At 73.6% G+C, this 26,171-nt stretch carries 29 protein-coding genes; 21 read left to right on the top strand and 8 right to left on the bottom strand.

The features are described 5' to 3' along the window. Positions 1–31: 31 nt before the first annotated feature. Positions 32–307, bottom strand: coding sequence for a hypothetical protein (locus ACIRG6_RS24655; protein ID WP_403324598.1), 276 nt, complete (start codon positions 305–307; stop codon positions 32–34). Between the two features lie 118 nt (positions 308–425). Continuing rightward, the gene (locus ACIRG6_RS24650; protein ID WP_364682516.1) at positions 426–1,316 is read right to left on the bottom strand and encodes an MBL fold metallo-hydrolase; all 891 of its coding nucleotides are present in this window, start codon (positions 1,314–1,316) and stop codon (positions 426–428) included. 108 nt (positions 1,317–1,424) lie between these two features. On the opposite strand from ACIRG6_RS24650, the gene ACIRG6_RS24645 reads away from it, so the two are divergent. The 4 genes from ACIRG6_RS24645 (at position 1,425) to ACIRG6_RS24630 (ending at position 4,125) form a co-directional block, all read left to right on the top strand. Continuing rightward, on the top strand, positions 1,425–1,601 hold the full coding sequence (locus ACIRG6_RS24645) for a hypothetical protein (protein WP_364682514.1): 177 nt from the start codon (positions 1,425–1,427) through the stop codon (positions 1,599–1,601). Beyond that, complete coding sequence (locus tag ACIRG6_RS24640; protein ID WP_403324597.1) at positions 1,588–2,958, top strand: amidase; 1,371 nt, start codon at positions 1,588–1,590, stop codon at positions 2,956–2,958. The genes ACIRG6_RS24645 and ACIRG6_RS24640 overlap by 14 nt, the downstream gene beginning before the upstream one ends. A gap of 28 nt (positions 2,959–2,986) precedes the next feature. Next, positions 2,987–3,550: a TetR/AcrR family transcriptional regulator gene (locus ACIRG6_RS24635; protein WP_403324595.1), complete on the top strand. Its 564-nt coding sequence runs from the start codon at positions 2,987–2,989 to the stop codon at positions 3,548–3,550. A gap of 134 nt (positions 3,551–3,684) precedes the next feature. Further along, positions 3,685–4,125 carry a hypothetical protein gene (locus ACIRG6_RS24630; RefSeq protein ID WP_403324594.1) on the top strand — a complete coding sequence of 147 codons (441 nt, stop codon included), beginning with the start codon at positions 3,685–3,687 and terminating at the stop codon, positions 4,123–4,125. A gap of 27 nt (positions 4,126–4,152) precedes the next feature. Here ACIRG6_RS24630 and ACIRG6_RS24625 read toward each other — a convergent pair whose 3' ends face one another. Continuing rightward, positions 4,153–6,537, bottom strand: a complete 2,385-nt coding sequence (locus ACIRG6_RS24625; protein WP_403324592.1) for a phosphoketolase family protein — start codon at positions 6,535–6,537, stop codon at positions 4,153–4,155. A 552-nt stretch (positions 6,538–7,089) separates the two neighbouring features. Continuing rightward, complete coding sequence (locus ACIRG6_RS24620; protein WP_189232753.1) at positions 7,090–7,368, bottom strand: metal-sensitive transcriptional regulator; 279 nt, start codon at positions 7,366–7,368, stop codon at positions 7,090–7,092. Positions 7,369–7,443: 75 nt separating this feature from the next. On the opposite strand from ACIRG6_RS24620, the gene ACIRG6_RS24615 reads away from it, so the two are divergent. The 4 genes from ACIRG6_RS24615 to ACIRG6_RS24600 all read left to right on the top strand — a co-directional run bounded on the left by ACIRG6_RS24615 (position 7,444) and on the right by ACIRG6_RS24600 (position 12,349). Beyond that, positions 7,444–8,091, top strand: a complete 648-nt coding sequence (locus tag ACIRG6_RS24615) for a TetR/AcrR family transcriptional regulator (protein WP_318215862.1) — start codon at positions 7,444–7,446, stop codon at positions 8,089–8,091. A 54-nt stretch (positions 8,092–8,145) separates the two neighbouring features. After that, positions 8,146–9,762 carry an MDR family MFS transporter gene (locus tag ACIRG6_RS24610; RefSeq protein WP_364682504.1) on the top strand — a complete coding sequence of 539 codons (1,617 nt, stop codon included), beginning with the start codon at positions 8,146–8,148 and terminating at the stop codon, positions 9,760–9,762. A gap of 444 nt (positions 9,763–10,206) precedes the next feature. Beyond that, positions 10,207–11,841, top strand: a complete 1,635-nt coding sequence (abc-f, locus tag ACIRG6_RS24605; RefSeq protein ID WP_364682502.1) for a ribosomal protection-like ABC-F family protein — start codon at positions 10,207–10,209, stop codon at positions 11,839–11,841. A gap of 55 nt (positions 11,842–11,896) precedes the next feature. Then, positions 11,897–12,349 (top strand): flavodoxin family protein, encoded by a 453-nt coding sequence (locus ACIRG6_RS24600; RefSeq protein WP_239769326.1) that lies wholly within the window; start codon positions 11,897–11,899, stop codon positions 12,347–12,349. A gap of 81 nt (positions 12,350–12,430) precedes the next feature. On the opposite strand, the gene ACIRG6_RS24595 is transcribed toward ACIRG6_RS24600, so the two are convergent. Beyond that, a complete protein-coding gene (locus ACIRG6_RS24595; protein WP_364682500.1) occupies positions 12,431–13,363 on the bottom strand; it encodes a M56 family metallopeptidase in 933 nt (310 codons plus the stop codon). A 6-nt stretch (positions 13,364–13,369) separates the two neighbouring features. Continuing rightward, positions 13,370–13,756: a BlaI/MecI/CopY family transcriptional regulator gene (locus ACIRG6_RS24590; RefSeq protein WP_350723527.1), complete on the bottom strand. Its 387-nt coding sequence runs from the start codon at positions 13,754–13,756 to the stop codon at positions 13,370–13,372. Between the two features lie 226 nt (positions 13,757–13,982). On the opposite strand from ACIRG6_RS24590, the gene ACIRG6_RS24585 reads away from it, so the two are divergent. Next, complete coding sequence (locus ACIRG6_RS24585; protein WP_403324588.1) at positions 13,983–15,281, top strand: phytase; 1,299 nt, start codon at positions 13,983–13,985, stop codon at positions 15,279–15,281. Positions 15,282–15,334: 53 nt separating this feature from the next. Here ACIRG6_RS24585 and ACIRG6_RS24580 read toward each other — a convergent pair whose 3' ends face one another. Together ACIRG6_RS24580 and ACIRG6_RS24575 are read right to left on the bottom strand one after the other, a co-directional pair. Beyond that, entirely contained in the window at positions 15,335–17,410 is a 2,076-nt protein-coding gene (locus ACIRG6_RS24580) for a DUF1996 domain-containing protein (RefSeq protein WP_403324586.1), read from the bottom strand. Positions 17,411–17,526: 116 nt separating this feature from the next. Further along, on the bottom strand, positions 17,527–18,540 hold the full coding sequence (locus tag ACIRG6_RS24575; protein WP_403324584.1) for a zinc-binding dehydrogenase: 1,014 nt from the start codon (positions 18,538–18,540) through the stop codon (positions 17,527–17,529). Between the two features lie 113 nt (positions 18,541–18,653). Between ACIRG6_RS24575 and ACIRG6_RS24570 the strand changes: the two genes are divergently transcribed. The 12 genes from ACIRG6_RS24570 (at position 18,654) to ACIRG6_RS24515 (ending at position 26,141) form a co-directional block, all read left to right on the top strand. Beyond that, the gene (locus ACIRG6_RS24570; RefSeq protein WP_364682494.1) at positions 18,654–19,244 is read left to right on the top strand and encodes a TetR/AcrR family transcriptional regulator; all 591 of its coding nucleotides are present in this window, start codon (positions 18,654–18,656) and stop codon (positions 19,242–19,244) included. A gap of 112 nt (positions 19,245–19,356) precedes the next feature. Beyond that, the gene (locus tag ACIRG6_RS24565; RefSeq protein ID WP_364682492.1) at positions 19,357–19,809 is read left to right on the top strand and encodes a hypothetical protein; all 453 of its coding nucleotides are present in this window, start codon (positions 19,357–19,359) and stop codon (positions 19,807–19,809) included. Positions 19,810–19,820: 11 nt separating this feature from the next. Continuing rightward, positions 19,821–20,642, top strand: a complete 822-nt coding sequence (locus tag ACIRG6_RS24560) for an SDR family NAD(P)-dependent oxidoreductase (RefSeq protein WP_364682490.1) — start codon at positions 19,821–19,823, stop codon at positions 20,640–20,642. Between the two features lie 83 nt (positions 20,643–20,725). Further along, positions 20,726–21,382: a class I SAM-dependent methyltransferase gene (locus ACIRG6_RS24555; RefSeq protein WP_364682488.1), complete on the top strand. Its 657-nt coding sequence runs from the start codon at positions 20,726–20,728 to the stop codon at positions 21,380–21,382. 127 nt (positions 21,383–21,509) lie between these two features. Continuing rightward, on the top strand, positions 21,510–21,827 hold the full coding sequence (gene gvpO / locus ACIRG6_RS24550; RefSeq protein ID WP_350723512.1) for a gas vesicle protein GvpO: 318 nt from the start codon (positions 21,510–21,512) through the stop codon (positions 21,825–21,827). A 36-nt stretch (positions 21,828–21,863) separates the two neighbouring features. After that, the gene (gene gvpJ, locus ACIRG6_RS24545; protein WP_364824471.1) at positions 21,864–22,394 is read left to right on the top strand and encodes a gas vesicle protein GvpJ; all 531 of its coding nucleotides are present in this window, start codon (positions 21,864–21,866) and stop codon (positions 22,392–22,394) included. Beyond that, the gene (locus tag ACIRG6_RS24540) at positions 22,391–23,170 is read left to right on the top strand and encodes a GvpL/GvpF family gas vesicle protein (RefSeq protein WP_364682483.1); all 780 of its coding nucleotides are present in this window, start codon (positions 22,391–22,393) and stop codon (positions 23,168–23,170) included. Before gvpJ ends, ACIRG6_RS24540 begins: the two co-directional genes overlap by 4 nt. A gap of 4 nt (positions 23,171–23,174) precedes the next feature. After that, entirely contained in the window at positions 23,175–23,453 is a 279-nt protein-coding gene (locus ACIRG6_RS24535; RefSeq protein ID WP_318215846.1) for a gas vesicle protein GvpG, read from the top strand. After that, a complete protein-coding gene (locus ACIRG6_RS24530; protein WP_364682481.1) occupies positions 23,450–24,025 on the top strand; it encodes a hypothetical protein in 576 nt (191 codons plus the stop codon). Before ACIRG6_RS24535 ends, ACIRG6_RS24530 begins: the two co-directional genes overlap by 4 nt. Then, complete coding sequence (locus tag ACIRG6_RS24525) at positions 24,022–24,936, top strand: SRPBCC family protein (protein ID WP_364682479.1); 915 nt, start codon at positions 24,022–24,024, stop codon at positions 24,934–24,936. The genes ACIRG6_RS24530 and ACIRG6_RS24525 overlap by 4 nt, the downstream gene beginning before the upstream one ends. A gap of 18 nt (positions 24,937–24,954) precedes the next feature. After that, positions 24,955–25,299 carry a gas vesicle protein gene (locus tag ACIRG6_RS24520; RefSeq protein WP_350723501.1) on the top strand — a complete coding sequence of 115 codons (345 nt, stop codon included), beginning with the start codon at positions 24,955–24,957 and terminating at the stop codon, positions 25,297–25,299. Then, positions 25,296–26,141, top strand: coding sequence for a GvpL/GvpF family gas vesicle protein (locus ACIRG6_RS24515; RefSeq protein WP_403324579.1), 846 nt, complete (start codon positions 25,296–25,298; stop codon positions 26,139–26,141). Before ACIRG6_RS24520 ends, ACIRG6_RS24515 begins: the two co-directional genes overlap by 4 nt. Positions 26,142–26,171: the final 30 nt, after the last annotated feature.

The raw sequence follows: 26,171 nt of genomic DNA, 5'->3' as shown, positions 1-26,171 counted from the left end.
GGGGTGCTGAGAGGGAGCATCCGTCCGCGGATCACCGGCAGAACCCGTACGCCTGTTCCAGCCATCGGTGCAGTGCGAGGTGCACGCTGCCGGGGAGTTCGCTGAGCTGTTCGATGGCCGCACGGTCCCCGGCGGAAGGCGCGATGCCCGCCGCGGTCAGGAGGGCGAGCAGGTCCAGGCGGCGCAGGTCGACGGGGTCGATGAGGCAGGGGACGCGTTCGGCGGGGTTGGGCGGCTGGAGCAGGAAGTCGCCCTCGGTCTCCCGGGTGCGGGAGCGCGTCGGGTCGGCGGCAGTCGGGGCAGTCATCGTGTGCATACCGCGGTCCTCCACTTGGTGGTCGCCGTTCTCGACGGCATGAGACACCCGGGCGGCGGCGTCGGTTGCGCACCGCCGCGACGACCACACGGTGGATGCAATCGGCGCCTTATCGCACGAACCGGCCCGGCACGGGCGCCAGCCGGTAGGCGTCCCCGTGGGAGACGACACGGCCCGCGGTGGGCGGCGGGAAGTGGGTGCCCAGCACCAGCGTGTCCGTGCCGGCCAGCGAGGCGAGCAGGGCACGCCGGGTCGACTCGGCCCCCGCCGGGTCGATGTCGACGCAACTGCCCATCGCGGGGTGGGCGAACTGCACGGGATGGTGGACACAGTCCCCGGTGATCAGCGCCCCCGCCCCCACCCCGCCCACGTGTACGGCCACGTGGCCCGGGGTGTGTCCCGGCGTCGGCAGGAGGCGAAGGCCGGGGGCGATGTCGGCGCCGTCAGCGGGGACGTGGACGGCGTCGAGCAGTCCGGCGTCCTCGACCGGACGGACCGAGTCGCGGAACATCTGGCGCCTCGGCTCGTCCATGGCGTACCCGGCCCAGAAGTCGCGCTCGGCGCGGGAGACGACGTAGCGGGCGTGAGGGAAGGTGGGGACCCAGGCGCCGTCGACGTGCCTCGTGTTCCAGCCGACGTGGTCGGTGTGCAGGTGGGTGAGGATCACCAGGTCCACCTCGTCCGGGGGGAAGCCCGCCGCGGTCAGCCGCTCCAGGTAGTCGGTGCGCAGGTCGTGCCAGGCCGGGTTCGCCCGCGTCTTGCCGTTGCCGATGCCGGTGTCGACGAGGACGCGCAGCCCTCCCGTGGTCAGGGCGAAGCTGTGGCTGCCCAGGCGCAGGACCCCGTCGCGGTCCGCGAAATCGGGGTACAGCCAGTCCTCGCGCGTCACCACGTCGGGGGTGGCCCGGGGCAGCAGCCAGGGTCCGGTCGCGGGCGGCAGGAGGGTCTCGTCGATGCGGTGGACGGTGGTGTCACCCACGGTCCAGAAGGGGCTGCTCATGTCGGTGCCGTCTTTCCCTGGGACGCTAAAAGCTATGGGTTTGCGTTTAGCCACCGTAGAACCTAGAGTCCCCTAACGCAAACCGTTAGCTTTTAGCGAGGAGGGCCCATGCCCACCCCTGAAGAGGAACACCGAGCCGTGGTGGCGGCCACCGCCGAACACATCCGCACCGTGGTCTCGGTGCTGCGGGAGCTGGACTTCGGTGACACCCCGCCCGCCGCCGCCTTCCACCCGGGGCACCGGGGCGGCCGTCCGGGAGAGGAGGCGCGGGATGCCGCCGTATGAGCTGACCCTCACCGCCGCCGCGGAGGCGATCCGCGCCCGACGGCTCTCCCCGGTCGAACTGGTGGACTCGGTACTGGACCGCGCCCGGGAGGTGCAGCCGCTGTTCGGCGCCTATGTGACGCTGACGGCGGAGCGGGCGCGCCGGTCGGCCCGCGAGGCGGAAAGAGAGGCGGCGGCCGGCCGCCTCCGCGGTCCACTGCACGGCGTTCCCATGGGCCTCAAGGACCTGATCGACGTCGCCGGCACGGCGACCACGGCGAGTTCCCGGGTCCGCGCCGGGCACCGCGCCCGGCAGGACAGCACGGTCGCCGCGCGCCTGGCGGCGGCCGGCGCGGTACTGGCCGGCAAGACCCACACCCACGAGTTCGCCTACGGACTGACCACGCCGCAGACGCGCAACGCCCGGAACCGGAGCCGGGTCGCGGGCGGTTCCAGCGGTGGCTCCGCCGTCGCCGTCGCGGCGGGGGCGGCGACCTTCGCCCTCGGCACCGACACCGGCGGCTCGATCCGGGTGCCCGCCGCGCTCAACGGCGTCGTCGGCCTCAAGCCGACGTACGGCCTGGTGCCCCGGCACGGGGTGACGTCGCTGTCCTGGTCGCTGGACCACGTGGGCCCGCTCACGCGCACCGTCGAGGACGCGGCCCTGGTCCTGGCCGTCCTGGCCGGGCACGATCCGCGCGACCCCGCCTCCCTGCCCGTCCCGGTGGCGGACCACCGGCCCGGCACCGGGGCGAGGGACCTGACCGGGCTGCGCGTCGGTGTGCCGCGCACCTACTACTTCGACCGTGTCGACCCGGAGGTCGAGGCAGCCGTCCGGCAAGCGGTGCGACGGCTGGAGGAACTCGGCGCACGGCTCGTCGACGTGGACATCCCGATGGCCCGCTACGTCCAGGCGACGCAGTGGGGCCTGATGGTGCCCGAGGCCACCGCCTACCACGAGCAGACCCTGCGCTCCTCGCCCGACCTGTACCAGGACGACGTCCGCGTCCTGCTGGAGGCCGGGGAGCTGATGCCGGCCGGGGACCACCTGCGGGCCCAGCGGGCACGGACCCTGATGCGGCAGGAGTGGGCCGGCCTGCTCCGGCAGGTCGACGTCGTCGCCGCCCCGACCGTCCCGGTCACGGCCGTACCGGCCGGTCAGGACCATGTGACCTGGCCCGACGGCACGGTGGAGAGCGTCTCCGACGCCTACGTCCGGCTCTCCGCGCCGGCCAACATCACCGGCGTCCCCGCGCTGACCCTCCCGGTGGGCCTCGACCGGGAGGGGCTGCCGATCGGGATGCAGCTGCTCGGGCGCCCGCTCGACGAGGCCACCGTGCTGCGCGTCGGCCACGCGTACGAACGGAGCCATGCTTGACGCAAGAACGTTGCTTTAAGGTGTGGGCATGAGCCCCAGACCGATGGCCCGCCCGGGCGGGCGCAGCGCCCGGGTCCAGGAGTCGGTGCACGCCGCCGTGCGCGAACTGACCGCCGAAGTGGGCCGCGACGCACTGACGGTGCCGATGGTCGCCGCACGCGCCAAAGTCACCCCGTCGACGGTCTACCGGCGCTGGGGTGACCTCCAGGAGCTGCTGTCGGACGTGGCCGTCGAGCGTCTGCGTCCCGACACCGCGCCCGAGGACCACGGCGGGCTGCGGGCCGACCTGACGGCCTGGGCCGAGCAGTTCCTCGACGAGATGGCCTCTCCCCCGGGCCGGGCCTACATCCGCGACGCCCTGCTGGGCGATCCGGACGGCACCAACGCGGGCCAGTGCTCCGCCTACGCCGCCGAGCAGATCGACGCCGTCCTCGCCCGCGCGGCCGACCGCGGCGAGACGGCGCCCGACACCGAGACGGTCGTCGACCGCGTCGTCGCACCCATCATGTACCGCATCCTGTTCCGCCCCGGCAGGCTCGACGCCGCCTACGCGCGCCACCTGGTGGCCGGGCTGCTCGACAGGCCCGCGTAGCGGCCGCCGAGGCCCGGCCCGGGGCGTTGCTCCGTACGAGTGGTGCGTTCGTGGGCACGGTCGTACGGTCGGTACGGGGAAAAGCGGAGACAGCGACCCCGAGACGGCCGGGAGCAGACATGGGCAGGAACCCGATGAGGGCAGCGGTCACGCTCTGTGCCGCCGCCGCGCTGGCAGTACCCCTGGGCGCCGCTTCGGCCGCCCCGCAGGCACAGCAGACCGTGAAGCAGCAGGGCCAGGACCCGGTACTCGTCGACTGCTCGATGCAGGGCGAGGTACGGCCGGCGGCGTTCGTGCTGGCCTGCGGGGACGGCAACAGCCGCCTGGCCTCGATGCACTGGGTGCGCTGGGACGCGGCCAGGGCGGCCGGGCGGGGGTACAACGCGGTCAACGACTGCAAGCCCTACTGCGCGGCCGGCACGTTCCGCTCGTACCCGGTGACCGTGCGGCTCGACCGGCCGCAGGCTCGGGAGCAGGATCCGGGAGAGCAGCACTTCACCCGGATGACACTGACCTACACCGACGGCAGGCCGGACGGGTTCCCGCGCGTGGTCACCTACCCCTTGACGGGCTGACGGAAGGCTGGGCGCAGGCGTCGCGGGTCAGCCGGCCCAGGACCAGTCGGCGACCTCGGGCAGGTCGACGCCGTGTTCCCGGATCCAGTCGTGGTGGCGCAGCCGGGTGTCCTCCATGCGCTGCCGCACGGCCGCCGCGCGCACGGCGAGGCCCGGTACCCGGTCGATGACGTCCATGACCAGGCGGTAGCGGTCCAGGTCGTTGCCGAGGACCATGTCGAACGGCGTGGTGGTGGTGCCGATCTCCTTGTAGCCGCGCACGTGCAGGTGCGCGTGGCCGGAGCGGCGGTAGGCGAGGCGGTGGATGAGCCAGGGATAGCCGTGGTACGCGAAGATCACGGGTTTGTCGGCGGTGAACAGGCCGTCGTACTCGAAGTCGCTCATTCCGTGCGGGTGTTCCTCGCTCGGCAGCAGCCGGGCGATGTCGACGACGTTGACCACGCGCACCGCCAGGTCGGGCAGATGGCGGCGGATGAGCTGGGCGGCGGCCAGCACCTCCTGGGTGGGCACGTCGCCCGCGCAGGCGAGCACCACGTCGGGTTCACGGGTGCCGTCCTCGGTGCCGGCCCACTCCCAGATGCCGGCGCCGCGGGCGCAGTGGGCGCGGGCCTGTTCCATGGTCAGCCAGTCGAAGCAGGGCTGTTTGCCGGCGACGATCACATTGACGTAGTCGCGGCTGCGCAGGGCGTGGTCGGCGACGGAGAGCAGGGTGTTGGCGTCCGGCGGCAGGTAGACCCGCACGGCTTCGGGGCTCTTGTTGAGGATGTGGTCGACGAAGCCGGGGTCCTGGTGGGAGAAGCCGTTGTGGTCCTGGCGCCACACGTGGGAGGTGAGCAGGTAGTTGAGGGAGGCGATGGGGGCGCGCCAGGGCAGGCGGCGGGTGACGCGCAGCCATTTGACGTGCTGGTTGACCATCGAGTCGACGATGTGGACGAAGGCCTCGTAGCAGGAGAACAGTCCGTGCCGGCCGGTGAGGAGGTAGCCCTCCAGCCAGCCCTGGCAGGTGTGTTCGGACAGGATCTCCATCACCCGGCCGTGCCGGTCGAGGTCCTCGTCGACGGGCAGGGTCTGTTCCTGCCAGGCCTTTCCGCTGGCGGTGTAGACGGCCTGGAGCCGGTTGGAGGCGGTCTCGTCGGGGCCGACGATGCGGAAGTCGCGGCGGTCGGCGGTGGCGGCCATGACGTCCGCCAGCAGGTCGCCGAGGACCCGGGTCGGCTCGTGCATGCTCGCGCCGGGTTTGTCGACGGCGACGGCGTACGTCTCCAGGGGCGGCAGGGGCAGTTCGCGCAGCAGCAGGCCGCCGTTGGCGAAGGGGGTGGCGCCCAGCCGGCGCGGGCCCTCGGGGACCGCGGCCAGGACGGCGGGGCGCGGGGCTCCGGCGTCGTCGAACAGCTCCTCGGGCCGGTAGGAACGCAGCCACTGCTCCAGTTGGCGCAGGTGCTCCGGGTTCGTGCGTACGGCGGCGAGCGGGACCTGGTGGGCGCGCCAGGTGTTCTCCACGGGCAGGCCGTCGACCTCGGCGGGGCCGGTCCAGCCCTTCGGGGTGCGCAGGACGATCATCGGCCAGCGGGGGCGGTCGCCGCCGCCGTTCTCGCGGGCGGCGCGCTGGATCGCGGCGATGCGGTCGAGGCAGGTGTCCATGGCGTGGGCCATCGCCCTGTGGACGGCGGCGGGGTCGTCGCCGGTGACGTGGACGGGGTCGTGGCCGTAGCCGCGCAGTAGGTCGTCGAGTTCGGCCTCGGGCAGGCGGGCCAGGACCGTCGGGTTGGCGATCTTGTAGCCGTTGAGGTGGAGGATCGGCAGGACGGCGCCGTCGTTCACCGGGTCGAGGAACTTGTTGGAGTGCCAGGACGTCGCCAGCGGGCCCGTCTCCGCCTCGCCGTCGCCGATCACGCAGGCGACCACCAGGCCGGGATGGTCGAAGGCGGCGCCGTAGGCGTGCGAGAGGGAGTAGCCGAGCTCGCCGCCCTCGTGGATGGAGCCCGGGGTCTCGGGGGCGACGTGGCTCGGCACGCCGCCGGGGAACGAGAACTGCCTGAAGAGCCGGGCCATGCCGTCCGCGTCCCGGGTGACGTCCGGATAGGTCTCGGTGTACGAGCCCTCCAGCCAGGAGTTGGCGAGGACGGCGGGTCCGCCGTGGCCGGGCCCCCAGATGCACAGGGCGTCCAGGTCGCGGGCCTTGATCACCCGGTTGAGGTGGGTGTGGACGAGGTTGAGGCCCGGTGAGGTGCCCCAGTGGCCGAGGAGGCGCGGCTTGACGTGTTCCGGGCGCAGCGGCTCGGTCAGCAACGGGTTCGCCATCAGGTAGATCTGGCCGACGGAGAGGTAGTTCGCGGCGCGCCAGTGGGCGTCCAGGGTGGCGAGCTCCTCGTCCGGGAGCCCGGGGGGCGCCTGCTGCGTGTCGACGGACATCGGGGGTCCTTTCCGTGTCGGGACAGCGGTCGGGCCGGGGCGGGTGCGGTTGCTGGGGCGCGCGTGGTGCCCTGCACATCCCAACCCCGTGCGGACCGGGCGGGTACCCGACAGGACCGTTCGGGTCACGTCCGTTCCCGAACGGGGTCGGCGGCATCAGGGGGCGGGGGCGCGGTGACGGCGCAGGCTCTGCCGGCGGGTACGCCGTTCGCGCGGTTCCCCGCGCCCCCGAGGGGCGCGTTCACCGGACGTACCGTCCGGGTGCGGGGAACTGCGCGACCGGCCGACGACGGCCCGCAGCCGCCCGCGATACGGGAAGGGGCCCAGGGGGACGCGTCGGGGCCCGCCGCCGGGGGCGTCGACCGACAGCGGTGGGGACCGCGGGTCCGGTGGCGGGTCCAGGTGGTGCGCGAAGGGCGCGGCGCGTGGCGCACGCAGCACGGCCGGCACCGGTGCCGACCCCGGTGCCGGCCGTGGCTCCGCGGCTCGTCCCCGACTTCACGGCCGTACGCCGGAGTTGTGCGACGCGGCCGGGGGGCCGGTGGCGGGGGGTCAGGCCAGGGACAGGAAGAGCTTCTCCAGACGGGCCCGCATCTGGGCGGAGTTCCGCACCTCGGGATCGTCACTGGTCATGCACTGCTGCAGCCCCGTGGCGATGATCGAGAACCCGGCCCGGTCCAGGGCCCGGGAGACGGCGGCGAGCTGGGTGACCACGTCCTCGCAGTCGCGGCCCTCCTCGATCATCCTGATGACTCCGGCCAGCTGCCCCTGGGCACGCCGCAGCCGGTTGAGCGCCGACTTCAGCTCCTCGGCCGACATGTCGAGTTCCACGCGTCCTCCTCCGCATACCCCTGCGGGTATGGTACCGCGTGGGGGAATTTTGCATGGCGTGCATCTTTGCATACCATGCAACTTATGTCGGAGAAGGGTGCCGCCGGTGGCGGTCTGCGGGAGCGGAAGAAGCGGGCCACGCGTGCCGCTCTCGCCGAGGCCGCGGTACGGCTCGCCGCCGAGCACGGGGCGGACAAGGTCACCGTCGAGGCGATCAGCGCCGCGGCCGGGGTGTCCGTGCGGACCTTCTTCAACTACTTCGACACGCGCGAGGACGCCTTCGTCGTCATCGACGCGGACGCCGGCGCGCGGATGCGGCGCGCGGTGCTCGACGCACCGGCCGGGCTGTCCCCGCTGGAGGCCCTGCGCGAGGCCATGGCCGCGGAACTCGCCGAGGCGGAGCAGCAGCACGAGCTGTGGCGGCTGCACGCCGAAGTGCTGCACGCCTCGCCGCACCTCCTGGCGCGCGGCGTCGGGGCGCACATGGCGGCGGAGGCCGACCTGGCCGATGCCATCGCCACCCGTCTGCGCGGCGCCCCCGGCGACGGGGAACGGCCCGCGGACCCCGGCCTCTACCCGCGGCTGCTGGCCGCGGTGGCGACCGCCGCGGTGCGGACCAGTGTGGACCACTGGTCGGCCCACCAGCAGGAGGCCGCCTTCCTGGACGTGTTCCACGAGGTGTTCACCCTCCTCGCCGCCGGCCTTCCGGCACCTGGCGCGTAACCGCGGCGCAGCACGATCGCGACACCCACCCCACCATCACCCGAAAGAGATGCCGTGACCGCACCTCAGGCGCCCGACGACGCGCCTCCCACCTCCATGACCCACCGGCAGATACTCCAGGCCATGTCCGGGCTGATGGCCGGCATGTTCGTCGCGATCCTGGCCGGCACCGTCGTCTCGAACGCGCTGCCCACGATCATCGCCGACCTGGGCGCCAGCCAGTCCTCCTACACCTGGGTCGTCACGGCGGAACTGCTGGCCATGACGGCGACGGTGCCGCTGTGGGGCAAGCTGTCCGACCTCTTCAACAAGAAGCTGCTGCTCCAGCTCTCGCTGTGCATGTTCGTCGTCGGCTCGCTGCTGGCCGGCTTCTCCCACGGCGTCGGCCTGCTGATCTTCAGCCGGGTCGTGCAGGGCATCGGCGCCGGCGGCCTGACGGCCCTCGCGCAGGTCGTGATGGCCTCCGTCATCCCGCCGCGCCAGCTGGGCAAGTACGCCGGCATCTTCGGTGCCGTCTTCGCCGTGGGCACCGTGGCCGGGCCGCTGGTCGGCGGTGTGCTGGTCGACACCTCGTGGCTTGGCTGGCGCTGGTGCTTCTTCATCGGCGTGCCGTTCGCGCTGCTCGCCATCGCGCTGCTGCAGCGCACGCTGCGGCTGCCGACCACGCGCCGCCAGGTGCGGATCGACTGGCTCGGCGCCTTCCTGATCGTCGCCGGTGTCTGCGCGCTGCTCATCTGGGTGTCGCTGGCCGGCAACGAGTTCGACTGGGCCTCCTGGCAGACCGGCGCCCTCGCGGGCGGTGGCGTGCTGCTGCTGGTCGCCGCGGTCTTCGTCGAGGCCCGCACCGCCGAGCCGGTCATCCCGCTCGACATCTTCCGCAACCGCACGGTGACGCTGACGACCGTCGCCAGCCTCCTGGTCGGTGTCGCCATGTTCGGCGGGACCGTCTTCCTCTCCCAGTACTTCCAGGTCTCCCTGGGCAAGTCGCCGACCGTCGCCGGTCTGATGAGCCTGCCCATGATCCTCGGCCTGCTGGTGTCGTCCACCGTCGCCGGCCAGGTGATCAGCCGGACGGGCAAGTGGAAGCGGTACCTGGTGGCGGGCGCGGTCATCATGGCCGTCGGCCTCGCGCTGCTGTCCACGATCGACGCCAAGACGCACTTCGGTCTGCTGAGCCTCTACATGGCGGTGCTGGGCATCGGCGTCGGCATGCTGATGCAGAACCTGGTCCTGGCCGCGCAGAACGACGTGCCCGCCGCCGACCTGGGTGCCGCGACGTCCGTGCTGTCGTTCTTCCGCAGCATGGGTGGCACCATCGGCGTCAGCGTCCTCGGCGCGATCCTCGCCAACCGGGTCACCAGCGAGATGACCAAGGGGCTCAGGGAGGCCGGCATCACCGCGTCGACCAGTGAGGGTTCGGGCGAGAGCAGTGTGCCGGACATGTCCACGCTGCCCGCCCCGATGCGGTCGATCGTCGAGCACGCCTACGGGGTCGCCACGGCGGACCTCTTCCTCATCGCCACACCGTTCGCCCTGCTCGCGCTGGTCGCCGTCGTGTTCCTGAAGGAGAAGCCGCTGAAGACCACCAGCGGCATGGAGCGTCTCGCCGAGGAGTCCGGCGAGGCCGCCGCGGCCCCGGCCGACAAGGGACCGGCGGCCCCGGTCGGCTGAGCCGCCGCCGGCGCCACGTGACGGAGCCGCCCGCCCCCCCTGGGGCGGGCGGCTCCGCCGTGCGGCGGCGCCGGGCGGCGCATGCTGGTCGGGCCGACCGGCCCTGGTGCTGGTCGAGGCCGGTGATCACGCGATGCTGCGGTCACGACCGCCGGCCCCGCACGGCGTCCTCGGTCGAGGCACGTCCGCCGCCGAGCCCCCTGTCCTGCGCTCGGCCACGCCTCGCGGGAGGCGGCTGTTAGTCTGGGGGAGACGTTGATCGCGTATCGAGAGGTCCCGGACATGGTGGGTGACGACGACATCTGCGGGTGATACCCCGCACTGACGGCCACGGGCAGGCACACAGGAGCGCCGCCGCAGTGGCCGATTTCGTCGTTCCCTTTTCCCTGTTTGTCCCGGGCGGGTGTGTCTCTTCCCCCGCCCCTCCCCTCAGCGAGGTCACCCATGTCCGACGCCGCCGTCATCTGCTCGAACCTCTCCTTCTCGTGGCCCGACGACACCCCCGTCTTCGAGGACCTGTCGTTCACCGTGGGCGCGGGCCGCACCGGCCTGGTGGCCCCCAACGGCTCCGGCAAGAGCACCCTGCTCAGGCTGATCGCCGGGGAACTGCGACCCGGCACCGGGTCCGTGTCCACCACCGGCACCGTCGGCTACCTGCCGCAGACCCTCCCCCTGTCCGGTGATCTCACGGTGGCGGAGGTGCTGGGGGTCGCCGCCGTGATCCGCGCCATCGACGCCGTCGAGTCAGGGGACGTGGCCGAGGAGCACTTCACGACCATCGGCGACGACTGGGACATCGAGGAACGCACCCGTGCCCAGCTCGACCGCCTCGGTCTCGGCGGCCTCGCCCTGGACCGGAGCCTCGACACGCTCAGCGGCGGCCAGATCGTCTCCCTCGGGCTCGCCGCACAACTGCTGAAGCGGCCCGAGGTGCTGCTGCTCGACGAGCCCACCAACAACCTCGACCTGGACGCCCGGCACAAGCTCTACGACGTGCTGTCGGACTACAAGGGCTGTCTGCTCCTGGTCAGCCACGACCGCGCCCTGCTCGACCGCATGGAGCGCATCGCCGAACTCGACTCCGGTGAACTGCGCTTCTACGGAGGCGACTTCACCGCGTACGAGGAGGCGGTGCGGGCGGAGCAGGAGGTCGCCGAGAAGAACGTCCGCAACGCCGAGCAGGAACTGAAGCGGGAGAAGCGGGAGATGCAGCAGGCCCGGGAACGGGCCGAGCGCCGGGCGAGCAACGCCGCCCGCAACCTCAAGAACGCCGGTCTGCCGCGGATCTTCGCGGGCACCATGAAGCGGGGCGCGCAGGAGTCCGCGGGCCGGGCGGGCCAGACCCACGCGAGCCGGGTCGGCGAGGCGAAGGCCCGGCTGGACGAGGCGGGGCGTTCGCTCCGCGACGACCAGCGCATCGTCCTCGACCTGCCGGACACCGACGTGCCCGCCGGACGCACCCTCTTCCTCGGGGAGGGGCTGCGGATCCGGCTCGGCGACCGGGACGTGTTCCCCGGCCAGGGCGTCGGCCTGACCGTCCGGGGCCCCGAGCGCATCGCGCTGACCGGCCCCAACGGCGCCGGCAAGAGCACGCTGCTGCGCCTGCTGAACGGCGACCTGGAGCCCGGGGAGGGCACGGTCAAGCGGGCCGACGGGCGCGTCGCGTACCTCTCGCAGCGGCTCGACCTGCTGGACGGGGACCGCACGGTCGCCGAGAACTTCGCCGCGTACGCCCCCGGCCGGCCCGAGGCCGAGCGGATGAACCTGCTCGCCCGCTTCCTCTTCCGCGGCGCCCGCGCCCATCTGCCCGTCGGTGTGCTGTCCGGCGGCGAGCGGCTGCGGGCCACCCTCGCCTGCGTCCTGTGCGCGGAACCCGCCCCGCACCTGCTGCTCCTGGACGAGCCGACCAACAACCTCGACCTGGTCAGCGCGGAGCAGTTGCAGGGCGCCCTGAACTCCTACCGGGGAGCCTTCGTGGTGGTCAGCCACGACGAGCGGTTCCTGAGCGAGATCGGGGTCGACCGGTGGCTGCGGCTGGCCGACGGCACCCTGACGGAGACGGCGGCTCCCGAAGTGTGAGCCGCCACCCGGCGTCTGTTGCGGCCGGAGGGTGCCGGGCGGCAGGCTTCGGGGTGTGACCACTTTGCTGATCGTGCATCACACCCCGTCGCCGAACTGCCAGGCGATGCTCGAAGCCGTCGTGTCCGGAGCGACCGCACCGGAGATCGAGGGTGTCCGGGTCGTCCGGCGGGCGGCACTGGCGGCCACGGCCGTCGACGTGCTGGAGGCGGACGGCTACCTGCTGGGCACCCCTGCCAACCTGGGCTACATGTCCGGCGCCCTGAAGCATTTCTTCGACCAGGTCTACTACCCCTGCCTGGACGAGACACGGGGCCGGCCCTTCGGCTACTACGTGCACGGCGGCAGTGACACCACCGGTGCGGTGCGCGGCATCGAGTCGGTGACGACCGGCCTCGGCTGGCAGCGCGCCGCCCCGGCCGTGACGGTGGCGGGTGAGCCCGCCAAGGCCGACCTGGAGGCCTGCTGGGAGCTGGGGGCCACGCTCGCCGCCGGACTGACGGACTGACGGCCCCGCCGGCGGCGCGGGGCCCCGCCCGTGCGCTCCTGGGCTTCGAGGGCGGTACGGGCCAGGGTTCCGGCCCACACCTCAGAGGGGCGTCGCCGCGCGGAGGACGAGAAACATCGTGACGGCGGCGTTCGCGGACGACATCGCCGACACGGCCGTTCCGGCCGCCGCGGCCCAGGCCGCCAGGCCCACCGACGTGAACACCGGGGGCCAGGTGCGCGTGGCGGGGGCCGGACCGAGCAGGGCGGCCACCCGGCGGGGCACCGGGCCCGGCGCCGCGAGGCCGGCGAGCGTGGCCACCGGGGTGCCCCGGGAGACCAGGGCCGCCTTGCCGATCGCGGTCGCCACCGCGCGGCGGTCACCGACCGTCCGCGCGGCCTCCTCGTCGGCCCAGCGCTCCGCCGTGTAGGCCACGGCCGTACGCAGCGGCCGCAGGAAGGGGTTGGCCAGCGCGGCCAGCCTGACGGTGAGCAGGAACCGGTGGTGCCGGGCGGCCAGATGGGCCCGCTCATGGGCGAACAACGCCCGCCGCTCGGCCGGTCCGAGGCAGTCCAGCAGGGCCGTGGTCACCACCACCCGGTCCCTTCGCCCGCCGGGCAGCGCGTACGCGTAGGGCACCTCGTCCGGCAGCACGGCCACGGACGTGCCCGGCAGTCCGGCCAGTGCGTGGTGGGCGCGGCGGCGCACTCGGCCGTGACGCCACAGGGCCCGGGCCGAGGCGACGACCACCGCGCACAGCGCCGGGATCGCCGCCTTGCCGGCGACCTCGTCGTAGGGCACCGCCGCCCGTACCTCCGGATCCGACCAGCCGTCGGGCAGCGGATTGCCCGGCAGTTGGGCGGTGCCGACCACCACCAGCAGGGCGAGGCACACCGTGCTGCACAGTGCCATCACGGCGGCCACCGCGGTGAGCAGCCTGGTCGCGGTCCGCGGGTGCAGGTGCTGTTCGGCCAGGCGCGCGATCGGCCACGCGGTCAGCGGCAGGACCAGCGGAAGGAAGACGAAGACCCCCATGAGGCGTCAGTCTTCTCCCTCGGCCCCGGCCGCGCCGCCGAGCAGGTCGCGCAGCAGCCGTTCGTCGGCCGGGTCGAGGCCGGTCACGAAGCTCGCCAGCACCGCCTCGCGGTCGCTCTCCGCGTCCAGCACCCCGCGCATCCGTCGCGCGGCCAGACCCGCGGGGTCCGCCGGCGTCCAGGCGAAGGAGCGGCCCGCCCGTTCCCGGCTCACCGCACCCTTGTCCAGCAGCCGGGTCAGGATCGTCACCACCGTCGTATAGGCCAGGTCCCCGCCCAGGCGCTCCTGCACCCAGCCGGCCGTCGCCGGCCCCTCCGCCTCACGCAGCACCGCGAGCACCAGCGCCTCCAGCTCGCCCTGCCCCCGCCGCCGGGGACGCCGGTGATCCGTCACGCCCGCACTCCCTTCCGCCGCCACCCGTCTCCTGGGCGGACATCGTATAGACGCGCCGGTCACCGCGGTGCCACCGGACCGGCCGCCCCGCGCACACGGGGGCCACGCGCGCCGTTCCCCCGCCGGACGTCTTCCCGTCACCGGCAGGGCCCCCGGGTGACCGAAACCACGTTCAAGATCATCGAATGAACTTGGTTGTCATGTCTTCGACTTGAGGAGTACCGGCATGTCCAGGCATCCCCTCGGCCGACCGGCCGCCTGCGCCCTCGCCGCGGCCGTCACCTTCCTGTCGGCGGTACCGGCCGCGGCGCACGGTGACGACGCGCTGCCGACCGTACGGCCGCGGGTCGAGACGGCTCCGCTGTACGACGACGAGGCCGGCGGGAACGCCGACGCGGACGACCCGGCCATCTGGCGCGACCCCGCCGACCCCGACCGCAGCCTCGTCGTCGCGACGGCGAAGGAGGGCGGGCTGCGTGTCTACGACCTGGACGCCCGGCTGGTGCAGTCGGTGGCCGCTCCCCCGGCCCCGGGTCCCGACGACGCGCCCGGCCGTTTCAACAACGTCGACCTGGTGGAGGGCATGCGGCTTTCCACCGGCCGGGCGGACCTGGCGGTCACGACCGACCGCGGCAGCGACCGCCTGCGCGTCTACCGCATCGACCCGGCCGGCCCCGGCCGTCCCCTGACGGACGTCACCGACCCGGCTGCCGCGCCGGTGTTCTCCGCCGGCCAGGCCGAGATCAACGACCAGCGCACCGTGTACGGCCTGGCCACCTGGACCGACAAGGCCACTCAGCGTTCCTATGCGCTGGTCAGCCGGCGGGAACGCACCCGGCTCGCCCTGCTGGAGCTCACGCCGACGGCGTCCGGACACGTCGGCTACCGCACGGTCCGCACCCTGGACCTGCCCGCGTCCTTCCGCCTGCCGAACGGCACGGACTGGTCGCCGTGCGCCGAGCCCGGCGAACTGCCCCAGGTGGAGGGGATGGTCGTCGACCCGGCCGACGGCACCCTGTACGCCGGGCAGGAAGACGTCGGCATCTGGCGTCTGCGCGCCGACCTCACCGGCACGCCCCGGCTGGTGGACAAGGTGAGGGAGTACGGGGTCCCGGCCACGTACGACGAGGCGGCCGACGAGTGCGTCGCCGGCTCCGACCCCGGGTACGGCGGCACCCGGCTGGCCGCGGACGTGGAGGGGCTGACGCTCCTCCAGGAGTCCGACGGCGACGGGTATCTGCTGGCCTCCAGCCAGGGCGACGACACCTTCGCCGCGTACGACCGCGAGCAGGACGACCACAACGAGTACGAGGGCGGGTTCCGCGTCGGTGCCGCCTCGGCCCGGCTGGACGGCTCCGAGGAGTGCGACGGAGCGGCGGTGCTGAACCGGCCGCTGGGCAGCCGCTACCCCGACGGCCTGCTCGTCGTGCAGGACGGTCACGACACTCCGGGCGACGGCGAACGTGCCGCCACCGACTTCAAGTTCGTCGACCTGGGCGACGTCAAGGAAGCGCTCGACGACTGACGTCCGTTCGGTCCCGGCCGGCGTCGGGACCGAACGGCGCCGTCACGGGGGTGTCACCGGGTACGCCGCCTGGTGCGGAGCAGCAGCAGGCATCCGGCGGCGAAGAGGACGCCTCCGGCCGCCGCGGGCCACAGGCCCAGGCTGGAGCCCGTCTCCGCGAGCCCGCCCTGGGTGCCCTGCGGCTCGCTCGCGGAGCCCGCGGCCGCCGCGGCGCCGCTCCCGTCCGTCCCCCGAGTCCTGTCGGGCGCGGCCACGGGGCTGCTCACGTCGCCCGGAGTCCCGGCGGGCGTGGTGGCGGCCCTGGGCTCTGCGGTGCGGGAGGCCTCGGGCCGGTCCGGGTTCGCAGGCGGGTTCGCGGGTTCGGGCTTCTTCCCGTCCTGGCCGGCGTCCGTGGGTGCCGGCGCGGTGCCGGCCTGCCCGGCCGGGGGTCCGGCGGTCTGCCCGCCGTCGTCGCCCGGCTGTTCCGGGGTCTCCTGGCCGTTCCCGCCGTCCGGCGTCGCGGAGGCCCCGGGGTTCTGAGGGGTCCCTGGGGTCTCCGGGGTTCCGGTCGGCTGCTGCGGGGCCTCGCTCTGGCCGGGGTCCGGGGCGGGGGGTGTGTCCGGGCCGCAGGACCGGCCGCTGTTGATGCAGTCGACCATCTCCCGCATCAGGTCCTCGTCGAAGACGTTGATGAAGTCGCTGTGGTCCGTGACCGGCTTGTGCAGTTGCTCGGGGAAGGAGTCCACGGCGAACAGGGGCGTCGTCCTGCCTCCGTCGTCGAGGCTCGGCGCGTCCACGTCGTACACGATGCGCTGCACCAGTCGCGGGACGGGCCGGAAGCCGTCCGGGCAGCTGCCGTCGGCGGCGGCGAACGCCACGTGGGTGCGGTGGTTGGCGCTGTCGGTGTTGCGGCCGTCCCAGCAGCTCTGGAAGGTGAAGGTGCGCACCACGTCGCTGCCGGCCGGGCAGATCGGGTACTTGTCCTTCAGCTGCCGGTCCTCGTGACCGGTGCAGCTCCAGGAGGCGTTGGCGTTGGTGTTGCCGTTGACGAACGCCTTCGCGTCGCCGGTGATGATGCGCAGCAGCCGCGGCATGTCCGTGACCTTGCCGCGCTCGTTGCCGCCGAACGTCAGCGTCACCTCGGCCGGCGTGACGATCTCGCCGGCGTTGCCCTCGATGCCGCCGCCGGGTGACCGGTCGTCCTGTTCCGCTGTGCCGTTCTGCAGGCGCAGCACCGGCCAGTAGTAGGAGGACTTGTCGCCCTGGTCCGCGCAACTGGTGCCGGCGTTCGCCAGGTCGTCGTCGGAGGCGAAGGCGTTGTTGCCCTGGTTGCCGACGTAGTCGTGGAAGTGGTGGGCGCCGTTGCCCACGCCGGGGGCGGCGATCACGTTGTCGGAGTTGAACAGGCCCTCGGCGTTGACGCCGCAGCTGGTGACGAAGGTGCCGCGTGAGGCGTCCTCGTCCTGGCGCGGCTTCACGGCGTTGGGCCGGACCGTCGTGATGTCGACGTAGTCCGCCGCGACGGGGCCGTTGCCGGCCTGACCGCCGTTGCCCTGCCCCTGTCCCTGACCGGGCTGCTCCCCGTTGCCGGCGTCGTCGCCGGCTCCGGTGCCTTCGCCGTCGCCGGCCTCGTCGCCCGTACCGGTCTGCTGCCCGTCCGGGCTGCCGCTCGTCTGCTGTGTCGCGACCGCGGTGCGTCGCAGGGTGCACGCCGCGAGGGCCTCCAGTCCTTCGGGCCGGTCCCCGGCGCCGTCGACGGCGGTGACGATGCGTGCGATCGTCTCCGTCCGCTGCTTCTCCAACGGGTCGAGGATCGCGCCTTCGTCGACCTCGCCGTCATCGGCGGTGCGTGCCGCTTCCTGGAGTTGGCGGTAGGCCGTGGCGATCTGCTCGTCCAGCCGTGCGAGTTCGCCGTCGACGTCCGGCCTGGCCGGTTCGGGGACCGTCGTCAGCCGCTCGCTCAGGTCGGGGCAGTCGACCGTGGCCGCGACGCCGGAATTGCCCAGAGCAACGGCGGGGCTGGTCCCCGACTCGGTCGCGGAGGCGAACACGTTGGCGGCGATCAGACCACCGCCGCCCAGTATCAGCGCGACCGCGGAGAAGGTCGCGCGCCGCGCCCCGGTCGGGCGTCTGCGCCTGTTGTGTCCCAAGGCGTGCTCCTACGTCGTGCGTCGTGGCGGTCCCGGGCATGAAATGCCCCCGGCTCCATACGGAGTCGGGGGCGCCGGCGTTCAACCGCCTCGAGGATTCTCAGGAATCCCTCACCTCACGGGCGCAGGATCAGCCGGATCGGGTTGCCCTCCTTCTTCTCCAGCCGGGCGACCGCCTCGGCGGCCTCGGCCAGCGGCAGCACCCCGCTGATGGACCCGGAGAAGTCCAGCCGTCCACCCTGGATCAGCCGGAGCAGCTGGGGCAGGGCCACCGGCATGTCGGAGCCGTAGTGGCCGAGGATCCGCTGCTGGAGGTAGCTGAAGCGGGTGCCGTCCGCGACGCCGAGCGGCTTGTCGGTCAGGCCCACCAGCACCAGACGGCCCTTGGGCGCGAGGACGGAGAGCGCCTGTTCGCGCACGGCGGGCACGCCCGCGAAGTCGAAAGCGGCGGCGAGCCCCGCCCCGCCGGTCGCCGCCCCGACGGCCTCGCGCAGGCCCGGGTCGGCGGAGTCCAGGGCGAGGTCGGCCCCGGCGGCCAGGGCACGCTCGCGCGCCACCGGGTTGGGGTCGACGGCGACGACCGGGCAGGCGCCCACGGCGCGCAGCAGTTGCACGGCGTGCACGCCGAGCCCGCCGACGCCCCACACGCCGACCGCCTCGGCGGGGCGGACGCCGCCGGTCTCGGTGATCGCGCCCCACGGGGTGGACACGGCGTCGGGGGTGATCGCGCCCTGGTCGAAGGGGATGGCGTCGGGCAGCGGGGTCAGGGCGGTCGCGGCGGACAGCGCGTACTCGGCCCAGCCGCCGTCGTAGTCGACGCCCCGGGTGTAGGTGACGCCGTCGCGGACCTCACCGGCGTACAGCACGGCCCGCTGCCCGGGTGCCCAGGCGGTGACGCCTTCGCCGACCTCGGCGATCGTGCCGGAGACCTCGTGGCCGAGGGTGACGGTGTCGCCCCGCAGGAGCAGCGGGGTGAGCGTGCCGTCGATGAGGTGGACGTCGGACAGGCACACCCCGGCCGCCTCGACCTTGACAAGGACCTCGCCCGGCCCGGGCTGCGGGCGGGGCACCTCCTCCAGCCGCAGGGTGCGGCTCGGGACGTGCAGGCGGGCGGCGAGCATCTGCGCCATGACAGGACCTCCTCGGTGCGGCGTCGACCCCGGACGGGCCCCACCGGTCCATCGCAGGTCGACTTGCGTTAAACGTACACCCAACGCAAGTCGACCTGCTTTAGGCTGGTGCGATGACCTCTCCGGAATCCGCCGCCCCGCCCCTGCGCCGCCGTGGGGAGCGGATGCGGCAGGCCGTGCTCGCCGCCGCGGTGGAACTGCTCTCCAGCCAGGGCCTGGCAGGGGCGACCGTGGGGGCCGTCGCCCGCGCGGCCGGAGTGCACGAGACGTCGGTCTACCGCCGCTGGGGCACCCGCGAGAACCTGATCCTGGACGCGTTGAACACGCAACTGGACTCCGCGCTGCCGGTTCCGGACACCGGGCACGTCCGGGACGACCTGCTCGGCTTCTTCTCCTCGCTGGCCGGGCTGCTCGGCACCGCCCAGGGACACGCCCTGCTCCGGATCGGCGTCGAGCACGACGACACCCTCGACGACAGGCGCGGGCCCTACTGGAGCGACCGCCTCGACCGCGCCGTCGTGATGGTCCGCCGCGGCATCGAGCGTGGCGAGCTGGCGGCGGACACCGACCCGGGTCTGCTGATCGAGGCCGTGAGCGGCCCGCTGTTCGTCCGGGTCCTGCTCAGCGGGGCACCGCTGGACGAGGCGCTCGTGCGGGGGCTGGTGGACCTGGCGCTGGACGGGGCGCGGCCCCGTTCCGCCTGAGGGCGGGCCGCGGGGTGCGCGACACCGGGCTCTGTTAGGCGGCCACGAGAGGGGAACCCGGGGCCCGTCGTGACCGTCGTGCGCCACCGCGCCCGTCCGAGGGAGTTCCGGGATGCAGTCACTGATCAAGGGCCTGGTCGCCGGCGCGGCGGGGACCGTCGCGCTGAACCTCACCACGTACGGCGACATGCTGCTGCGCGGCCGGGGGGCCAGCGACATGCCGGCCGAGGTCGCGGACCGGGTCGCCGACCGGGTCGGGCTGGTGCTCGGCGACGAGGAGACGAAGCCCCACCGCGAACAGGCCGTCGGCGCCCTGCTCGGCTACGCCACCGGCCTCGGCGTCGGCGCGGCCTACGGCGTGCTGCGCCGCCGGCGCGGACCGCTGCCGGACTGGGTGGCCGGGCCGGTGCTCGGTGCCGCGGCCATGGTGAGCAGCGACGTGCCGGCCGCCGCGCTCGGAGTGACCGACCCGAAGCAGTGGGACCGGACGTCCTGGGTGTCGGACCTCGTGCCGCACGTCGTGTACGGCTTCACCACAGCATCGGTGTACCAGGCGCTGCACTGAAGGGACGACCAGTGGACCCAGTGGAAGCGGTGGGAGACGGCGGCAGGCCGCTCGCCCTCGTCACCGGGGCGTCCGGCGGCATCGGCTACGAACTCGCCCGGCTGTTCGCGGAACACGGCCACGACCTGGTGGTCAACGCCGAGGACGACCGGCTCGAACACGCCGCCCAGCGGCTGCGGGAGACCGGCGTGGCGGTGCGGGCCGTCCGCGCGGACCTGCGGGAGTCCGGCGGCGTCGACCGGCTGGTCGCGGCCACCACCGGCCTCGTGGTGGACGTGGCGGCCCTCAACGCCGGTGTGGGGCGGGGTGGCGCGTTCGTGGACACCGACCCGGCCGACGACCAGTCCGTGATCGACCTCAATGTGACCTCGACGGTGCGGCTGGCCAAGCCCCTGCTGCGCGACATGGTGGCGCGCGGTGTGGGCCGGCTGATGTTCACGTCGTCCGTCGCCTCGACGATGCCGGGGTCCTTCCAGTCCGTCTACAACGCGTCCAAGTCCTTCGTGCAGTCCTTCGCCCAGGCGCTGCAGGAGGAGGTCAAGGACACCGGCGTCACGGTCACCTCCTTCATGCCCGGACCGACGGACACCGACTTCTTCCGGCGGGCCGGCATGGAGGACACCAAGGTCGGCACCATGGACAAGGACGATCCCGCACAGGTCGCCGAGCAGGCGTTCGACGCCGTCATGAAGGGCCGCGGGAAGCTGGTCACCGGCTCGGCGAGGACCAGGGCGCAGGGGGTGGCCGACAAGGTCCTGCCGGACCGCGTCAAGGCCGCCGTGCACCGCAGGATGGCGGAGCCGGGGACGGCGCCGGACGACGCCGCCCGGTAGGACGCCCGGCGGAGCCCTTGTCGGCGGCTCTCCCGCGGTGGAACGATGATCCCGGCACCGGCTCACCCACCGAAGGGACCCACGTGACCGACGGACAGCAACGGCCGCCCGCCGCCGCCGTGTTCGACGCGCTGGGCGCCGACTACGAGAAGGCGTTCGCCGGTTCACCGGCGCACCGTCGCTCGCTGGAGTGGCTGCTCGGGCGGCTCGCGCCGGGCAGCCGGGTGCTGGACGTGGGCAGCGGCACCGGACGGCCCACGGCCGAGACCCTCGCGGGCGCCGGCCACCGGGTCGTGGGCGTCGACGTCTCCCCCGTCATGGTCGAGCTGGCCGCCCGGCAGGTGCCGGACGCCTCCTTCCGGTGCGCCGACATCCGTGACGTACCGCTCGCGGACGGCTCGTTCGACGCGGTCTGCGTGTACTTCGCGCTGCTCCAGCTGGACCGGCGGGAGCAGACGGACGTCGTCCGGCGCCTCGCACGGGCGCTGACCCCGTCGGGGCACCTGGTCCTCGCCACCGTTCCGCTGGACGTGGAGGGCGTCGACGCCACCTTCATGGGGCAGCCCGTGCGCGTGACCAGCTTCACCGCGCCGGGCCTCGTCGCCGTGGCCGAGGACGCCGGCCTGGAGGTCCTGGAGCGGGAGGAACTGCTGTTCACCCCGGCCCACCCGGACGCCGGGCCCGAACCACACGTCTTCCTGCACTGCCGGCGCCGGACCACCGCGACGCCCGACGCCTGAATCCCTGTCGCCCGAGCCCCGCCGACGGCACCTCCGCGCGTCACCTCGCCGTGGGCGGGGACCCACTTGTGCCCGGATGGGGTAACTGCGGACGCGTGGACCGGGACGTGCGGCCAGAGTGGGCTGCATGACAGAACCTGGCGGGCGACGCCGCGGCACGACGTCCACGACCACGCGCGAGCGTGCCGTGCGGGGCGCCCGGGACGCCGCCCAGCGCGCCGCGGACGCCCTGTCCGAGCTGATCCGGCACCGCCTGGAGGGCGTCTCCGCGGTGTGCCGGAGCGAGGACGACGGCTGGGTCGTCAACGTGGACGTGCTGGAGGTGGCGCGCATCCCGGACACCACCAGCCTGCTCGCCACCTACGAGGTCGAGCTGGACGCGGCGGGCGACCTGCTGCGGTACCGCCGGGTCGCCCGCTACCGGCGCGGTGCCCAGGACCAGTGACCGGGCCCCTGGGCCCGCCCCCGGAAGGACCACCGCATGATCACCTATGACGACGAGGTCGTCTGCGCGCCCCGCGCCGGAACGCTCTACGACGTCCTGGAACTCATCCTCGACCGCGGCATGGTGATCGACGTCTTCGTGCGCGTCTCCCTGGTCGGCATCGAGATCCTCAAGGTGGACGCCCGCATCGTGGTCGCGAGCGTCGACACGTACCTGCGCTTCGCGGAGGCCTGCAACCGCCTGGACCTGGAGCACGACGTGCGCTCCAAGACCGTCCCCGAGCTGTTCGGCGGGCCGGTCGCCAAGACCGTGGGCAGGGCGGCGGCCAAACGGGGGACGCGCTCCCTGACCGACCGCGTGCGGGGCATCCTCACGCCCGAGGAACCGGAGCCGGCGGCGGACGAGGAGGAGCTGGAGGAGCCCCTGCCCCGCCGCACCGGCTCGGCCGCCCGCGAACGCGAGGAGCGGGCTCAGCGCCCCCGGAGCCGTCCGGCGGGGCGCCCCCGCGGTGACGACGACCGCCCGCGCAGCCGCCCGCGCCGGCGCACCGGAACGGAGGAGGAATGACCGTGCACGCCACAGCCCCCGTCACCACCACCGCTGCCGTCCCGGAGACCGGGGCCGCCCTGTACGTCTACGGCATCACCCCCGCCGGGGTCAGCGCTCCCCGGTCCCCGGGGGTCGGCGGTGCCCCGGTACGGCTGCTCACCGAGTCCGGCCTGTGCGCGGCGGTCTCGGCCACGCCCCCACGACTCAGGCCCCGCCGCCGTGACCTGATGGCCCATCAGGCGGTGCTGGACGAACTGGCCGCGCAGGGGCCCCTGCTGCCCATGCGGTTCGCGGTCCTCAGTCCCCGTCCGGACGTCCTGCTCTCCCAGCTTCGCTGCGACGCCGCCCACCTGGCACGGCAGCTCGACGGCGTCCGGGGGTGCGTCGAGCTCAACGTCAAGGGGACGGTCGTGCCCGGCAGCTTCGCCGATCTGGTGCGCCGGGACGAGAAGCTGCGGGCCCTGGCCCTGCGCACACGGCGCCGGCCGGACTACGAGGCCAACGTCCGGCTCGGCGAGGCGCTCGCCCGGGCCGTCCGCCGCGAGGCACGGCGCGCGGCCCAGGAGGTCCTCGACCACCTGACCCCGCTCGCCGTGCGCACCGTGGGGGGACCGACCGACGACGAGCAGGTGCTGAGCGCGTCGTTCCTGCTGCGCTCCGCCGACGAACCCCGGTTCCGGCAGGCGGTGGACGCGTGCGCCCGTGACCGCGGGGACCGCCTGGCGCTCAGTGTGACCGGGCCCCTGCCCTGCTACAGCTTCGTCGACCCGTCCCCCGCGCCGGCCGGGCGGTGACGCGGTGGGCATCGTGAGCGGTCTCCTCCTGCTGCCCCTGGCCCCGGTGCGGGGCACGGCGTGGATCGCCGACCACCTGCTCCAGGAAGCCCGGCGCCAGGTCCACGACCCGCGCGCCGTCCAGGCCCGTCTGGCCGCGCTCAACCGGGCCCTGGACGCCGGCGCCATCGACGAGGCGGCCTTCGAACGGGAGGAGGAGCGCCTGCTCACCCTCCTCGACCGCCCGGTCCGGCCCACCGGCCGTACCACCACCACGGATCCAGCGCACGGAAGGCACCTATGAACGACAGCAAGGCGGCCCTCGCGGCGGCCATGGCGGGCGGATATCTCCTCGGCCGCACGAAGAAGGCCAGACTGGCCTTCGCGGTCGGTTCCTACCTGGCGGGGCGGCGCCTGGGGCTCTCCCCGGGCCAGGTGCTCTCCCAGGGGCTGGGCAGGCTGCAGCTGGCACCGCAGTTCCAGGAGCTGTCGGACCAGGTGCGCGGCGAGCTGCTGACCGCCGGACGCACGGCCGTCACCGCCGCGGCGAACCGCCGGCTCACCGGCCTCGCGGACACCCTCCGCGACCGCACCGACGCACTCAACGGCGGAGGCCGACGGGGCGACGGGGCCCAGGAACCGGAGGACGAGTACGACGACCACGACGAGTACGACGACGCCACGGACGAGGCCGAGTACTTCGACGACGAGGAACGGGAAGAGGACCGCGAGCCCGCCCCCGCGCCGCCGCGGAAGGCTCCCCCGCGCAAGGCCGTGTCCGGCGGGAAGCCACCGGCGAAGAAGGCCACTGCCAAGAAGGCCGCCGCCAAGAAGGCCGTACCTTCGGGGAGCCCCCGGGGAGGTGGCCGCGGATGAGCCCCGGCGGACAGGGGAACGGCGCGTCGTCCCCCCTGGGCGACGTGAAGGACGCTCTCGGCGGCTACGTCTCCGCCGCCGGGCACAGGCTCGTGGGCAAGGCCGGTGAGCGGGTCGGCGGTCTGACCGACCGGCTGACCGCCTCGGCCGGCGGGGGCGGGGGTTCCGGCGGGCGGGGCAAGGGCCGGCGCGGAGCCCAGGGCGGCAGCATCAAGGCGACGCACATCATGGAGACCGTCGACATCGGCGTTCCCCTGCGCACCGTCTACGACCAGTGGACCCAGCTCCAGGACTTCAGCTCCTTCACCAAGGGCGTCCGCAGCGTCACCCCCTCGGACGAGGTCACCTCCGACTGGATCGTCAAGGTGGGCCCGTCGAGCCGCAGTTGGAAGGCGACCGTGCAGGAGCAGGTCCCCGACGAACGGATCGTCTGGACCTCCGAGGGGGCCAAGGGCAGCACACGCGGCGCGGTCAGCTTCCACGAGCTGGCGCCCCGGCTGACCCGCGTCGTCGTGGTCGTCGAGTACTACCCGGCGGGCTTCTTCGAGAAAACCGGCAACCTCTGGCGTGCCCAGGGACGCCGGCTGCGGCTGGACCTGAAGCACTTCGCCCGGCACGTGACCCTCATGGACGACGAGGAGCTGGAGGGCTGGCGCGGCGAGATCCGTGACGGCGAGGTCGTCAAGAGCCACGAGGAGGCGCTGGAGGAGGAGAACGCCGACGGCGCCGAGGACGAGGACACGGACGAGGAGGGCACGGACGACGGGGGCACGGACGAGGAGGAAGGCGAGTACGAGCAGGACGAGGACGAGGACGAGTACGAGGGCGAGGGCGACGACGAGGAAGGCGAGTACGACGAGGACGAGGACGAACCCGACGATGACGACGAACGGGCCCGCCCACGTCGCTGACCGCCCGGGGAGTACGCAGTGACAGAGCTCGACCACGGATACCCGGGGCTGGACGCCCAGCCCGGCGCCCTCGTCACCGGCAACCTCGCCGACCTGCTGGAACGGGTCCTCGACAAGGGCATCGTGATCGCCGGCGACATCAAGATCGACCTGCTCGACATCGAGCTGCTCACCATCCGGCTGCGGCTGTTCATCGCCTCCGTGGACACCGCGAAGAAGGCCGGCATCGACTGGTGGGAGACCGACCCGGCGCTGTCGTCGCGGGCCGCGCGGGACGAGCTCGCCGAGGAGAACGCGCGGTTGCGGGCCCAGCTCGACGCACTGGCGGAGGCGGCCGAGGAGCCGACGGGAGCCGTCCGGTGAACGGGCGCCCGGCCGGTCCCGCGGCCCCCGGCCTCGTCTGCGCGTTCGCCGTCACCCGCACCCCGCCGGACCCCGCCGTACTGGCCGCGACGACCGGTCACGAGGAGGGCGGCCCGCTGCGCGTGCTGCACACGGACGGCCTGTGTCTGCTCGTCCAGGACGTCCCCACGGCCCTGTTCGACGACGAGGCACTGGCGGAGCGCCTCGGCCGGCCCGACGACCTGGAACGGTGCGCCCGCGCCCACCACCGGGGCGTCGAGGCCGCGGGCGGGCAGGGCCGCTCCGTCGTCCCGCTGCCGCTGGCGACCCTCTACCACGGCGACCGGAGCGCGCGGCAGGCGGTCGCCTCCCGTGCGGCGGAGCTGGGCGCACTGCTCGACCGTCTGCACGGCCGCACGGAATGGGCGGTGAAGGTGCACGCCGCCGAACCCGCGTCCAGGGCGGCGGTCACCCCTGCCGGCGCCGGCCCGGGTGGTCGTGCCTACCTGAGCCGGGCCAGCGCGCGGAGCCGCGACCGGCAGGACTCGCACGCGAAGGCCCTGGCCGAGGCGGAGGCCGTGGACGCGGAACTGCGGAGATACGCCGTCGCGGCGACCCGGCACCGTCCGCAGAGCGAGCGGCTGACGGGCCGGCGCTCCCCGCAACTGCTGAACTGCGCCTACCTCGTGGAGGACGCGGAGGGCGCCGCCTTCGCCCGCGCGCTGACCGGGCTCACCACGGACCTCCCGTACCCCGCCGTCGAGATCAGCGCCTCGGGCCCGTGGATCCCGTACTCCTTCGCCCGCTGGGACGAGGAATCGTGGGCCCGGCGGGAGCACACCCGGCAGGAGTTCCGCTCGTGACCGCCGCGGACACCCGTACGCCGGGCCCGG

The sequence above is a fragment of the Streptomyces flaveolus genome (genome assembly GCF_044765825.1).
Lineage (GTDB): Bacteria > Actinomycetota > Actinomycetes > Streptomycetales > Streptomycetaceae > Streptomyces > Streptomyces flaveolus.
This window is presented reverse-complemented; position numbering and strand designations above follow the sequence as displayed.

Excerpts from the sequence above, each read along its gene's own strand:
- ACIRG6_RS24625 (WP_403324592.1), bottom strand. The coding sequence starts at position 6,537 with ATGTCCGTCGACACGCAGCAGGCGCCCCCCGGGCTCCCGGACGAGGAG.
- ACIRG6_RS24525 (WP_364682479.1), top strand. The coding sequence starts at position 24,022 with ATGAGCCCCGGCGGACAGGGGAACGGCGCGTCGTCCCCCCTGGGCGAC.
- ACIRG6_RS24615 (WP_318215862.1), top strand. The coding sequence starts at position 7,444 with ATGCAACTTATGTCGGAGAAGGGTGCCGCCGGTGGCGGTCTGCGGGAG.
- ACIRG6_RS24575 (WP_403324584.1), bottom strand. The coding sequence starts at position 18,540 with ATGGCGCAGATGCTCGCCGCCCGCCTGCACGTCCCGAGCCGCACCCTG.
- gvpO (WP_350723512.1), top strand. The coding sequence starts at position 21,510 with ATGACAGAACCTGGCGGGCGACGCCGCGGCACGACGTCCACGACCACG.
- abc-f (WP_364682502.1), top strand. The coding sequence starts at position 10,207 with ATGTCCGACGCCGCCGTCATCTGCTCGAACCTCTCCTTCTCGTGGCCC.
- ACIRG6_RS24595 (WP_364682500.1), bottom strand. The coding sequence starts at position 13,363 with ATGGGGGTCTTCGTCTTCCTTCCGCTGGTCCTGCCGCTGACCGCGTGG.
- ACIRG6_RS24645 (WP_364682514.1), top strand. The coding sequence starts at position 1,425 with ATGCCCACCCCTGAAGAGGAACACCGAGCCGTGGTGGCGGCCACCGCC.
- ACIRG6_RS24640 (WP_403324597.1), top strand. The coding sequence starts at position 1,588 with ATGCCGCCGTATGAGCTGACCCTCACCGCCGCCGCGGAGGCGATCCGC.
- ACIRG6_RS24655 (WP_403324598.1), bottom strand. The coding sequence starts at position 307 with ATGACTGCCCCGACTGCCGCCGACCCGACGCGCTCCCGCACCCGGGAG.
- ACIRG6_RS24565 (WP_364682492.1), top strand. The coding sequence starts at position 19,357 with ATGCAGTCACTGATCAAGGGCCTGGTCGCCGGCGCGGCGGGGACCGTC.
- ACIRG6_RS24530 (WP_364682481.1), top strand. The coding sequence starts at position 23,450 with ATGAACGACAGCAAGGCGGCCCTCGCGGCGGCCATGGCGGGCGGATAT.
- ACIRG6_RS24540 (WP_364682483.1), top strand. The coding sequence starts at position 22,391 with ATGACCGTGCACGCCACAGCCCCCGTCACCACCACCGCTGCCGTCCCG.
- ACIRG6_RS24630 (WP_403324594.1), top strand. The coding sequence starts at position 3,685 with ATGAGGGCAGCGGTCACGCTCTGTGCCGCCGCCGCGCTGGCAGTACCC.
- ACIRG6_RS24635 (WP_403324595.1), top strand. The coding sequence starts at position 2,987 with ATGAGCCCCAGACCGATGGCCCGCCCGGGCGGGCGCAGCGCCCGGGTC.
- ACIRG6_RS24570 (WP_364682494.1), top strand. The coding sequence starts at position 18,654 with ATGACCTCTCCGGAATCCGCCGCCCCGCCCCTGCGCCGCCGTGGGGAG.
- ACIRG6_RS24650 (WP_364682516.1), bottom strand. The coding sequence starts at position 1,316 with ATGAGCAGCCCCTTCTGGACCGTGGGTGACACCACCGTCCACCGCATC.
- ACIRG6_RS24585 (WP_403324588.1), top strand. The coding sequence starts at position 13,983 with ATGTCCAGGCATCCCCTCGGCCGACCGGCCGCCTGCGCCCTCGCCGCG.
- gvpJ (WP_364824471.1), top strand. The coding sequence starts at position 21,864 with ATGATCACCTATGACGACGAGGTCGTCTGCGCGCCCCGCGCCGGAACG.